Source organism: Shewanella maritima (assembly GCF_004295345.1).
GTDB classification, from domain to species: domain Bacteria; phylum Pseudomonadota; class Gammaproteobacteria; order Enterobacterales; family Shewanellaceae; genus Shewanella; species Shewanella maritima.
The window spans coordinates 4,453,929-4,466,077 of the sequence record NZ_CP036200.1; the positions used below are offsets into that span (position 1 = coordinate 4,453,929).

Sequence of the window (12,149 nt, forward strand, 5' to 3'; positions counted from 1 at the left end):
ATACACAAAAGGGCGCATCTGCGCCCTTTGTTTTGTTTGTTACTTTTTATCCCAATGGATATTGAGTCTAGCTTTTAGCCGCTGGTTTAAGCGCAGGTATCAGCATTAGAACCAAAGTAAGTAGATAAACCAAAAAACCTAACATCATCCACTGGGTCATGGTCACGCCCATAAATGACCAAGGGATGTCGCTACACATGCCGCGAGGTTCGAAGAAAAATGGCATCCATTTATCTAATGGCATGAAGTCAGGAAACTCGGCAAAAAACGAGCAGGTAGAAAATGGGTTCGGGTTGACTTGCATTTCGTTTAGTTCATTTGCAAGTTTAAGCCCCAGGCTGCAGATACTGCCCAAGTCACTAGCCCAACCAACCTAACCAACCACACTTTGGGTGCAATCATACCTATTAGACCTGCAGCCATGATCCCAAGCACAGCCACGCGGATATAAATACACATGACACATGGGTCTAAGTGCATCACATATTGAAAAAATGCCGCTGCTAACTCTAATGCTAGGCCTGATATAAACAGTATTGTCCATGATTGGCGAGACTGACTAAAGCGTGTGAGAAAACCCAAAACTACCTTCCTTTAAATATAAAAAAACACCCTCAAACAGAGGGTGTTGGAAGTATATATAAGTCAATCCTGAATGTTAAGGGCAATCCTAGTGATGGCCGCCTACAGCTTCAGTGATTTCTTTAGCGCTGTGATGCTCAATCCAGTGCATGTTGTATAGCACTTCAGTCATGTCGGTTAAGAAACCTGACTGAATAGTCATGATACCGACAATCGACAATACGATGGTGTACGGCAACGCCATCCACACCATACGGCCGTATGATAGGCGGATAAGTGGAGCAAGTGCAGATGTTAACAAGAACAGGAATGCAGCTTGGCCATTTGGTGTTGCTACAGACGGTAGGTTAGTACCAGTGTTAATCGCTACTGCAAGTAAGTCAAACTGATCACGGGTGATTTGCGCATTCACTAACGCAGCTTTTACTTCGTTAATGTATACCGTACCCACGAATACGTTATCACTTACCATAGATAACAGGCCGTTTGCGATAAAGAAAATTACCAGCTGCATGTTGCCTTCAAAGTGCAGAGCCCATTCAATTACAGGCGCAAACAAACGCTGGTCGATAATCACACCAACAACGGCAAAGAATACGGCTAGCAGCGCGGTGAATGGCAGCGCTTCTTCAAATGCTTTACCTAGTGCATGCTCATCAGTGACACCATTAAATGCAGTTGCCAGAATGATAACTGAAAGACCGATTAGACCAACAGATGCCAAGTGGAAAGCAAGACCAATAATAAGCCACACGCCAACACACGCTTGTACGATAAGCTTCATTTTATCTGCTTTAGTACGGTTAGTGTCTTCGTATTCTGCGTAGTCACTTAAGATTGTGTGGACACGTTCTGGTAGTTGTGCGCCGTAACTAAATAGCTTGAATTTCTCAACCATGAAACATGTTGCCACACCCGCAACAAATACTGGCATGGTTACAGGGGACATACGAATAAAGAACTCTGCAAAGTTCCAGTGTGCTTGAGCTGCAATAATTAAGTTTTGCGGCTCGCCGACCATAGTACAAACACCACCTAGTGCGGTACCAACGCCAGCGTGCATAAGTAAGTTACGTAAGAATGCACGAAAATCTTCGAGCTCTTGATCGTTTAGCTGACCAGATTGTTCTGAAGTATGGTCGTGAGATTTGTTGCAGCTGAAGTCTTTACCTGATGCGACCTTGTGGTAAATCGAGTAGAAACCAACCGCAACAGCAATGATTACTGCGATTACAGTTAATGCGTCAAGGAAAGCAGATAAGAATGCTGAAGCAACACAAAACATCAGCGATACAACAATCTTTGAACGCACCTTGGTTATCATTTTGGTAAATACAAAAAGCAGTAACTGCTTCATAAAGTAAATACCGGCGACCATAAAGATAAGTAGCAGGAGAACTTCTAGGTTAGCTTCAATTTCATGAAGTACTTGTGAAGGAGAGGTCATGCCGATAAAAACGGCTTGAATGGCGAGCAAACCACCAGGTTGCAGTGGATAGCACTTAAGAGCCATTGCTAGGGTAAAGATAAACTCGATAACTAATACCCAGCCAGCAACAAACGGGCTAACCAAAAAAAACAGAATAGGGTTAATTACTAAAAAAGCTAAAATTGCGTATTTATACCATTTTGGTGAATTTCCCAAAAAGTTATTAAAGAACGCTTGACCTGTGGTTGCAGGCATAGTGCCTCTCCAATTTATAGTGTTGTTGGTACTTCACATACTCAAATGTGGATACAATCCGTTGAGCAGAGGTTAAATATTGAACTGTCTGTTCAGTCAGCAAACTAACTTTACTTAACATGTAGGTTATTCAATATTATCCAGCGGCGTCGCGGTGCAACGCGCTAACCCAGACTGCATGGGCTGCTAACACCTTGGCATGTATGTTTAAAATTCGGGGTAGTTTAGCTTAAATTAATCTTAATTGTAATATTACAAAACGAGGGCTAGGTTATACTTTTAACTAAAAATCATATTGTTCGGTGAATTTTTATGCGTTAGGTCTTGTCGCTGAAATGGATTGTGAGCAGGCTGTTGATTGTAAATATTTCGGTGTGATTTAGCGCAAATTTTACGCCGTCATTCCCCTTTACCAAAGTCGCAGGCTTTTAGCGGATAATCATTGGATTTGAACGATAAACGGTAGAGTGTAGAAAAGTGCTTTGTTGGTGATTCAATGGTATCTAGGTCACTGAATACATCATTATATATTTCACTTCATAAGCTATAGGCGCGAAGTTCATAAAGTAGTAGCGTTTAGGCAATTGTGTCACTCGTTCACAAAGTCAAATTAGCATCCATTTGAAACTTACTATCTTTCGGATTAAGAATTTGACCAGGCTTATCAATCAAAGGTTTTTATTTTCTTGTTGTCTGGTATGATCAGTGCAATTTTGTCGCCATAGGATGTTTTAGACTGATGATTATCAATGCCAAAGGGCCCGCAAGCTTTGCTGAGAAATATATTGTGCGCTCAATTTGGGAAAATAAATTCCCGCCAGGGTCTATTTTACCGGCAGAACGCGAGTTGTCAGAGCTAATTGGTGTCACCCGAACAACATTGCGTGAAGTACTACAGCGTCTTGCTCGTGATGGCTGGTTGAAAATCCAACACGGTAAGCCGACTCAGGTAAATAACTTCTGGGAAACATCTGGACTTAATATTCTTGAAACCATTGCAGATCTAAATCCTGATGGTTTCCCTACGCTGGTTGATCAGTTGATGTCAGCTCGTGCCAATGTCAGTCAAATCTATTTTAGAGCGGCATTTCGCTATAACCCAGAAAAAGTGGTTGAGGTTTTAGAGACAATCAAAGATCTACCCGCAGAAGCTGGAGCCTATGCAGATTTTGACTACAAATTGCACCACACGTTAGCATTTGCATCTGGTAACCCACTATATGTGCTTATCCTTAATGGTTTTAAAGGCCTATATAGCCGTGTTGGTGGTTACTACTTTGAAAATCAGGAAGCACGCGATCTTGCATTTAAGTTCTATGAAGACTTAGCAGAATTAGCCAAAGACGGTAATTACCAAGACGTGCCAGCCTTGATGCGCGAAAACGCTATAGCAAGTGGCGCAGTATGGCAAAAGCTGCGTGATGATATGCCAGCAGACATTGCGCTAGATAATAACTAGGGTCTGTTGTCAGTCTAAAAGAAAAGCCAATCAAATGATGATTGGCTTTTTTTGTCGATGTGATTCCTAATAGCTTGTTTTGAAGTCGATAACTAGATAATCACTGACGTGGCAGGCGAGGGCGTTTCAGTTGGCTCTGGATCTTTCGGGCATGTGGCGATGATGCTTGCGTGCCCTGTATCACTCACTTGCTCAAGCGTCACTTTAAACCCCCATAGGCGATGTAAGTGCTTTAGTACTTCTTCCTTGCTATCTGCAAGCTGTATTCGGTTATGGGGCGTGTATTGCAAGGTTAAAGATCTATCGCCATTGACTTCAACCTTCGTCACCTGAATATTGGGTTCAAGGTTTGACAAGTTATATTGTTGCGAGAGTTTTTCTCGAATATCTTGATAGCCTTGCTCATCATGGATTGCTGATACAGTGAGGTGATTTTTCACGTCATCGTCAACAACTCCAAATAGTTTAAAGTCGCGAATAACTTTGGGCGACAAGTACTGACTAATAAAGCTCTCGTCTTTAAAGTTTTCCATCGCAAAGTGTAGTGACTTAACCCAATCGCTGCCTGCTAAGTCCGGAAACCAGTATTTATCTTCCTCGGTTGGGTTTTCGCAAATCCTACGAATGTCGACAAACATGTTAAACCCAAGCGCATATGGATTAATGCCACTATAGTATTGGCTATTGTATGGTGGCTGAGCAACGACGGCAGTATGGTTTTGCAGAAACTCAAGCATGAACCTATCGGTGACTTTTCCGTCATCATAAAGGTGGTTCAAAATGGTGTAGTGCCAAAAGGTTGCCCAACCTTCATTCATTACCTGAGTTTGTTTTTGTGGGTAAAAATATTGCGCCATTTTTCGGACGATGCGCACTATCTCTCTTTGCCAGGGGGCGAGCAACGGTGAGTGTTTCTCAATAAAGTACAAGATGTTTTCTTGTGGCTCTTCTGGGAATGGCTTATCGGTTTCCTGTTTTGTTTGGATATCACTTTTGGGGACAGTGCGCCACAAATCATTCACCTGACTTTGTAAATATGCTTCACGCTCTTTTTGACGATGTTTTTCTTCTTTAAAAGAAATCTCACTCGGGCGTTTATATCTGTCGACGCCATAATTCATCAAAGCATGGCATGAATCCAATGTTAGCTCGACCGCTTCCACGCCATATTTTAACTCGCACTGATGAATGTAGTTTTTAGCAAACACCAGGTAATCAATGATAGAGCTTGCATCTGTCCAGGTTTTAAATAGATAGTTGTTTTTAAAGAAACTATTGTGTCCGAAACTGGCATGTGCCATCACCAATGCTTGCATGGTAATGCTGTTTTCTTCCATTAAGTAAGCAATACAAGGATCTGAGTTGATCACAATCTCGTACGCAAGCCCCATTTGGCCACGCTTGTAACCTTGCTCGGTTTCAATAAATCGCTTACCAAATGACCAGTGGGTATACCCAATAGGCATGCCTATGCCGGCATAAGCATCAATCATTTGCTCAGCGGTGATCACTTCGATTTGATTAGGGTAATAATCTAATCCGTAGTGGTCGGCGACACGTTCAATTTCCGACATGTAATCTTCGAGTAAATCAAATGTCCAGTCGGGTCCATCGCTTAGCTGACAGTGAGGTGAGGCGGTTTTGTCTGTTGTCATTGTTGGCCTCCTTTATGCGGTTTGCTTTTTAAATAGCGCTTTAAATACGGGATAAATGTCATCGGCCTCACGGATATGCTGTACGGCGATGTTGTTAAATTGCTCCTGTAATGACTGATATGCAGCCCAAAGTGTCTGATGCGGGCGTTTAGTGATTTCGATGTAACTGTAATAGCGCACGGTTGGCAGAATATGTTTTTCTAGCAACTCTTTACAGTGAGGCGAATCATCTGACCAATTGTCACCGTCTGAAGCTTGCGCTGCATAGATGTTCCACTGACTTTCTGGGTAACGTTTTTGCTGGATTTCATGCATTAGCTTAAGTGCGCTTGATACAATAGTGCCGCCAGTTTCTTGCGAGTAGAAAAACTCATGCTCATCGACTTCTTTGGCTTGGGTATGGTGGCGAATAAACACCACTTCCAGGTTTTTATAAGTGCGAGTCAGAAACAGGTATAACAAGATATAAAAGCGCTTAGCAATTTCTTTTGTAGCTTGATCCATTGAACCGGAAACATCCATCAAGCAGAACATAACTGCCTGGCTGGTTGGTACTTCGCGCTTGGCATAGTTATTAAACCTAAGGTCAAAGGTGTCGATAAACGGCACTTTATCAATTTGCTTTTTCAGCAAAGCGATTTCATCTTCAAGGCGTTTGATGGTATCGGCATTGCCGCCGGGTGTTTCAAGCAACTCTTGCAACTGTTGTTTGAGTTGGGCAAGTTGCTTCTTTTTACCGGCGGTCATGGCGATGCGTCTTGCTAATGACGAGCGTAGTGAGCGAACAATGTTAATGTTCGCTGGTACGCCATCGTTAGTAAAACCAGCGCGGTAGGTTTGGTACTCAACAAGTTTACTCAACTGCGTTTTTTGCAGGTTGGGCAGTTCAAGATCTTCAAATAGCAACTCTAGGTATTCATCATTAGAGATTTGAAAAACAAAGTCGTCCTGGCCCTCACCAGTATTTGATGCATCACCTTGACCACTGCCTTGTCCGCCCCCGCCTTGTGGTCGTTCAATTTGGTCACCGCGGTTAAATTTATCGTTACCCGGGTGCACTCGCTCACGAATGCCCCCTTTACCTTGATGGAACGTTGGCTCACTGATATCACGGGTCGGGATAGTGATTTGCTCTCCCTTGTCGATATCAGTGACGCCGCGCTTGGTCACCGCATCGCTAACGGCTTTCTTGATTTGCTTTTTATGGCGTTCAATAAAGCGTTGGCGATTTACGGTACTCTTGCCCTTGGCGTTAAGTCGTCTGTCAATAAAATTGGCCATAATTGCCTCCTACAACTGATAGTCATGTTGATTGCTTCAGTTGTATTAAGAGGACTTACGCACGCGTAAATACCATTCTGACAACAGGCGAACTTGCTTTTGGGTATAGCCTTTCTCCATCATGCGATTAACGAAGTCATCGTGTTTACGTTGATCTTCGGTGGAAGTTTTAGTGTTGAACGAGATAACGGGCAACAGGTCTTCGGTATTGGAGAACATCTTCTTCTCAATCACAGTGCGCAGTTTTTCGTAACTGGTCCAGGTTGGGTTGTTGCCTTCGTTATTGGCGCGAGCACGTAGCACGAAGTTAACTATTTCGTTACGGAAGTCTTTTGGATTACTTATGCCTGCGGGCTTCTCGATTTTCTCTAGCTCCCCGTTAAGTGCAGCGCGGTCAAACAGCTGACCCGTTTCAGGATCACGATATTCTTGGTCTTGAATCCAAAAATCAGCATAGGTGACATAGCGGTCAAAAATGTTTTGCCCGTACTCTGAGTATGATTCCAGGTAAGCGGTTTGAATTTCTTTACCAATAAATTCTACATACTTAGGAATGAGGTAGCCTTTAAGGAACTCAAGGTAGCGCTCGCTTATTTCACTTGGGAATTGCTCTTGCTCGATTTGTTTCTCTAATACATAGAATAAATGTACTGGGTTGGCAGCGATTTCTGAATTATCAAAATTAAAGACCTTTGATAAGATCTTAAACGCGAAACGCGTTGATAGGCCTTGCATACCTTCATCAACACCGGCGTAATCACGATACTCTTGATAAGACTTGGCCTTAGGGTCGGTGTCTTTCAAGCTCTCGCCGTTATACACCCGCATTTTAGAAAAGATTGACGAGTTCTCGGGCACTTTTAATCTTGAGAGCACAGTAAACTGCGCCAGGGTTTCTAATGTACTTGGCGTGCAGGGGGCTTTGGCAAGCTCGGAGTTTGCCAGTAGCTTGTTGTAGATTTCAATTTCTTCAGATACCCGTAGGCAATAAGGCACTTTGACTATGTATACACGGTCTAAAAACGCCTCGTTGTTTTTGTTGTTTCTAAAACTTGCCCATTCTGATTCGTTTGAGTGGGCTAAAATAATGCCGTTGTAAGGTAAGGCCGATAAGCCTTCAGTGCCGTTGTAGTTACCTTCTTGAGTCGCGGTAAGTAGTGGATGCAATACCTTAATTGGCGCTTTAAACATCTCAACAAATTCCATTACCCCTTGGTTGGCGCGGCAAAGTGCACCAGAATAGGCATAAGCATCTGCATCGTCTTGGGAGAAGTGTTCTAACTGCCTGATATCCACTTTACCGACGAGTGAGGAAATATCCTGGTTGTTCTCATCGCCCGGTTCTGTCTTGGCAATTGCAGTTTGATCCAGTACTGAAGGATAGATTTTTACTACCTTAAATTGACTGATATCGCCACCAAATTCGTGCAGGCGTTTTACCGCCCAAGGCGACATGATTGTTTTAAGGTATCGATGGGGAATACCGTACTCATCGCACAGTAACTTACCATCTTCATCGGCATCAAACAGCGCAAACGGATGATCGTTTACTGGGCTTCTAACGCCGTTGGCACTTAGCACGTAGATCGGGATTTTTTGCATCAAGGCTTTTAGCTTTTCGGCTAATGAAGATTTACCGCCGCCAACAGGACCGAGTAGATAAAGGATTTGCTTCGACTCTTCCAGCCCTTGAGCCGAGTGCTTCAAGTAAGACACTATTTGTTCGATTGCTTCTTCCATCCCATAAAATTCTTCAAAAGCTGGATAGCGGGAAATTAATCGATTCGAGAATATACGGCTCAAGATTGGATCTTTGGATGTGTCGATGACTTCAGGCTCACCAATTGCCATAAGAAGGCGTTCAGAAGCTGACATATAAGCGCTTTTGTCTTGCTGACAAATGTTCAAAAACTCTTCTAAAGAATACTCTTCTTCAAGCTTTTGTTCGTAACGTTGTTGATAGTGCTCGAAAATACCCATTACAGCCCCCTAAATAAATTTTTGTCAACTTGATGCTCTGAAGTAGAGCTAGACAATCAATTTAAAATTGAATTTTTGGCTAAGGTTTATTACTACCCAGTACGTCCTTGTCTTTGTGATTGATCAGATAGTTTCGGTGTGAATTACATGTTCTAAAAACCTTGCCACCTATATCCAGTGTAGGTGTTATTTTGCTTCTTGCTAGTAGAGTTAAGTAAATTTAATTAATAAAAACAACAACAAACAGTAGCAATTGCAACAATAGCAATTGTAATGAATTAGACTGATGACTGAAAAGATGTGTGGAAAATCAACACATAGAAGGAACTGAGGAAGGGGGCGAAAGCAATAAAAAAGGAGCACTAGGTGCTCCTTTAACGGCGTTGGGTATAGATATTAACCTGCGAAGTTTTGGTTAACAAATTCCCAGTTAACTAGTGCCCAGAAACCGTTCATGTATTCAGGACGAACGTTACGGTAGTCAATGTAGTAAGCGTGTTCCCATAGATCCACAGTCAGTAGTGGAGTAACGCCGTCTTCAGTTAGCGGAGTTGCCGCATTTGAAGTGTTAACGATGTCTAGAGAACCGTCAGCTTTTTTCACTAACCAAGTCCAAGAAGAACCAAAGTTGTTGATTGCTGAGTCAGTGAACTTAGCTTTGAATTCTTCAAACGAACCAAATGCAGCGTTGATAGCATCAGCTACTGCACCAGTTGCCGCGCCGCCAGCGTTTGGTGCTAGGCAGTGCCAGTAGAATGTGTGGTTCCAGATTTGAGCAGCATTGTTAAAGATACCGCCTGATGAGGTTTTAACGATCTCTTCCAGAGATTTACCTTCGAACTCGGTACCTGGAATTAGGCCGTTTAGTTTTACAACGTAAGTGTTGTGATGCTTACCGTGGTGAAAATCTAGCGTTTCTGCTGAGATATGTGGTTCTAGTGCGTCTTTAGCATACGGTAGTGCTGGTAATTCGAAAGCCATTAGTCTCTCCATGGATTCAGGTTATCGTATTTTATGTTTTTACCAGAGTACGGATATTACTATCTCGTTATAGGTAACATTGCTCGCCAAACATTGTACTCCATATTTATGTGATGTGAATCATTGTTTAATGAATATTTTTGATAAGGGTTATCGGTTAAATCTATGGTTTAAAAGTTAACCTAAAACCCTACAAAATTTGGGATTTTTGTTCTTAATCAAGGTATCGTACAATACGTTAAATTTCATAAAGCCGTTGTTAGGAATTAAAATGGAAACTGTAGATAAAATTAAGCAGCAAATCAGCGAAAACCCAATCATTGTTTATATGAAAGGCTCACCTAAGCTGCCAAGCTGTGGTTTCTCGTCTCAAGTTGCACAAGTCATGATTAACTGTGGTGAGCAGTTTGCTTTTGTTGATATTCTTCAACACCCTGATATTCGTGCTGAGCTACCTAAGTATGCTAACTGGCCAACATTCCCACAGCTGTGGATTGAAGGTGAGTTGATCGGTGGCTGTGACATCGTGACTGAAATGTACCAAAAAGGTGAACTGCAGCCGTTAATTAAAGAAACTGCTGACAAGTACCGCACTGAAGATGAAGCTGAATAACAAAACGCTTTAGCGTAAACAGCCTATTGAATTGTCATTAGGTCATTTATTAAAGCCGGCAATATCGCCGGCTTTTTTTGTGCAATATCAACACTCGACAGGTTAGGTAAACAGCGACACTCACTTTATTTCAAGCTAAAAATGTGATTTATTTCACATATATATTGTGTATGCTAAAAGGTATGAGTACTTGTTAGCGCAGCATAAGCTGGGGCTAACATCAGCGAGTTTTAGGGATAAAGCATGTCAAAAGTAGATAGAAGTCTGTGCCTCACTGGTGAACATGTGATTCTAGAGCCACTTAGTTTGGATCACGTGCCCGCACTTATTAATGCTGCTAATGATGGTCAATTGTGGGAGTTATGGTTTACCAACGTGCCTGACAATGACGGCATGAAAGCTTATGTGGAAAAAGCGCTTGAGGCCGAATCGATTGGTCAAGCATTGGCTTTTGCTGTGCGGGATAAGGTTTCAGGCAGCGTTATCGGATGCACACGAATTTGTAATTGGGATCAAGCTAACCGACGTTTAGAAATTGGTTACACCTGGTATGCCAAAAGTTTCCAGCGCACAGCCGTCAATACGGAGTCCAAGCTACTGCTGCTAAATTATGCGTTTACGGCATTAGACTGCATCGCTGTCGAGTTTCGTACCCACTGGCACAATAAGGTTTCCCGAGCTGCAATTGCACGTCTTGGCGCAAAACAAGATGGCATATTGCGCAATCATAGAATTCAAGCTGACGGCACGTTGCGCGACACTGTGGTGTTTTCGATCATAAACAGCGAATGGCCAGCCGTAGAAGCCAGCTTGAAATCAAAGTTAGCCGAGCATGGTAACTAATAGAATTTTGTATAGCTTAGAATCAATTAGGAGAACAACAATGACAACACGGATAGCCGCATTGATACTTGCTTGTGCTGCTTTGCCTGTAATGGCAAGTGAGGCAGAAAACGCCTTTACTAAAGAGGTGTTAGAGTGCGCCGCTTACTATGATATTAGCTCTCAGGTGATTTCTTCTATGGATGCGCCTCAAATGGCTGCCGTAGCCGACCGTTTGCAGTCATCTGCTGATAAAGCCGTTTTGATAGCTAACGACTACATGGCGCCAGAAGACGTGTCTAAAGGTGTTGAAGCGCATAAAGAGCAGCATATGCAAAAGATGGCGGGCGCAAGTTTAGGCGTGTTGATGAAACAATACAAAGATACATGCAAGAGCTTAGTTGATAACCCACAGCAGCGTTTAGATTACTGGACCATGGCAACCATGTAAGGCTGATATCGCTCGTAGTATCTTTCCAGTGCAAGCTGTTGATTATATTAGCAAATGAATAGCGGGTTAAACATAAAGAACGGCACCATTCAATGGTGCCGTTGTTATTCAGGGTGGTTTGACAATAGAGTTGTCGCTAGCGACTAGTCAATTGGTAAGCATTGAGTAATCGCTCAAACATGCCTTTTTGCTTTATACGCTTAAGCCACTTGCTAAGCTGCTGGCGTGATACCTTAGACTGTGGATTTAAAATTACCCCGTGCTGATATTGCTGATCACGAAAATTTGAAACAAGCAATTTAGTCTTGGCGTCCGGAAATTCTAAATAATAGTGTTGCAAGTATGACCATGTAACGGGAGCGACCTGTGCACGCTTTAACAAAATGCTTTCGATTGATGCGTGGTTCGAGTTAACAAATTGCACTCGAAAGTCTTTTTCTAGTGCACTGGCATTGGGGTTTAATGCCGCAAACTGGTAATGATAGCCACGAACCAGACTTAGGGTTTTATTTTTGATTGATTTGAAGAATTGTTGACTCTTTGCTGTAGACTTAAGTGCGATAAATACTTCACCGTCATCAACATTAAGGGGAATAAACTCATGGGGAACGTTTGCCATCCCCATTGAGGACTTTCAAACA

Annotated in this window: 10 protein-coding genes and 1 pseudogene; 4 read left to right on the forward strand and 7 right to left on the reverse strand. The window is 42.6% G+C overall.

Going from position 1 to position 12,149, the window contains the following annotated elements; translation table 11 throughout:
- Positions 1–67: 67 nt before the first annotated feature.
- Positions 68–582: pseudogene (dsbB, locus tag EXU30_RS18935) on the reverse strand (disulfide bond formation protein DsbB).
- Between the two features lie 88 nt (positions 583–670).
- Positions 671–2,266, reverse strand: coding sequence for a sodium/proton antiporter NhaB (gene nhaB, locus EXU30_RS18940; RefSeq protein ID WP_130602689.1), 1,596 nt, complete (start codon positions 2,264–2,266; stop codon positions 671–673).
- A gap of 739 nt (positions 2,267–3,005) precedes the next feature.
- On the opposite strand from nhaB, the gene fadR reads away from it, so the two are divergent.
- Complete coding sequence (gene fadR, locus EXU30_RS18945) at positions 3,006–3,725, forward strand: fatty acid metabolism transcriptional regulator FadR (RefSeq protein ID WP_130602691.1); 720 nt, start codon at positions 3,006–3,008, stop codon at positions 3,723–3,725.
- Between the two features lie 92 nt (positions 3,726–3,817).
- Here the strand turns inward: fadR and EXU30_RS18950 are convergent, their stop codons facing one another.
- The 4 genes from EXU30_RS18950 to sodB form a co-directional block, all read right to left on the reverse strand.
- Positions 3,818–5,380 (reverse strand): SpoVR family protein, encoded by a 1,563-nt coding sequence (locus tag EXU30_RS18950; protein WP_130602693.1) that lies wholly within the window; start codon positions 5,378–5,380, stop codon positions 3,818–3,820.
- A 12-nt stretch (positions 5,381–5,392) separates the two neighbouring features.
- Positions 5,393–6,661, reverse strand: a complete 1,269-nt coding sequence (locus tag EXU30_RS18955; protein ID WP_130602695.1) for a YeaH/YhbH family protein — start codon at positions 6,659–6,661, stop codon at positions 5,393–5,395.
- A 45-nt stretch (positions 6,662–6,706) separates the two neighbouring features.
- Positions 6,707–8,641 (reverse strand): PrkA family serine protein kinase, encoded by a 1,935-nt coding sequence (locus EXU30_RS18960; RefSeq protein ID WP_130602697.1) that lies wholly within the window; start codon positions 8,639–8,641, stop codon positions 6,707–6,709.
- Between the two features lie 396 nt (positions 8,642–9,037).
- Complete coding sequence (gene sodB, locus EXU30_RS18965; protein ID WP_130602699.1) at positions 9,038–9,622, reverse strand: superoxide dismutase [Fe]; 585 nt, start codon at positions 9,620–9,622, stop codon at positions 9,038–9,040.
- Positions 9,623–9,893: 271 nt separating this feature from the next.
- Between sodB and EXU30_RS18970 the strand changes: the two genes are divergently transcribed.
- From EXU30_RS18970 to EXU30_RS18980, 3 genes are all read left to right on the forward strand, one after another.
- The gene (locus EXU30_RS18970; protein ID WP_130602701.1) at positions 9,894–10,235 is read left to right on the forward strand and encodes a Grx4 family monothiol glutaredoxin; all 342 of its coding nucleotides are present in this window, start codon (positions 9,894–9,896) and stop codon (positions 10,233–10,235) included.
- Between the two features lie 243 nt (positions 10,236–10,478).
- The gene (locus EXU30_RS18975) at positions 10,479–11,078 is read left to right on the forward strand and encodes a GNAT family N-acetyltransferase (protein WP_130602703.1); all 600 of its coding nucleotides are present in this window, start codon (positions 10,479–10,481) and stop codon (positions 11,076–11,078) included.
- Positions 11,079–11,118: 40 nt separating this feature from the next.
- Positions 11,119–11,508 (forward strand): hypothetical protein, encoded by a 390-nt coding sequence (locus EXU30_RS18980; RefSeq protein ID WP_130602705.1) that lies wholly within the window; start codon positions 11,119–11,121, stop codon positions 11,506–11,508.
- 136 nt (positions 11,509–11,644) lie between these two features.
- Here the strand turns inward: EXU30_RS18980 and EXU30_RS18985 are convergent, their stop codons facing one another.
- On the reverse strand, positions 11,645–12,127 hold the full coding sequence (locus EXU30_RS18985; protein ID WP_165399054.1) for a transporter substrate-binding domain-containing protein: 483 nt from the start codon (positions 12,125–12,127) through the stop codon (positions 11,645–11,647).
- Positions 12,128–12,149: the final 22 nt, after the last annotated feature.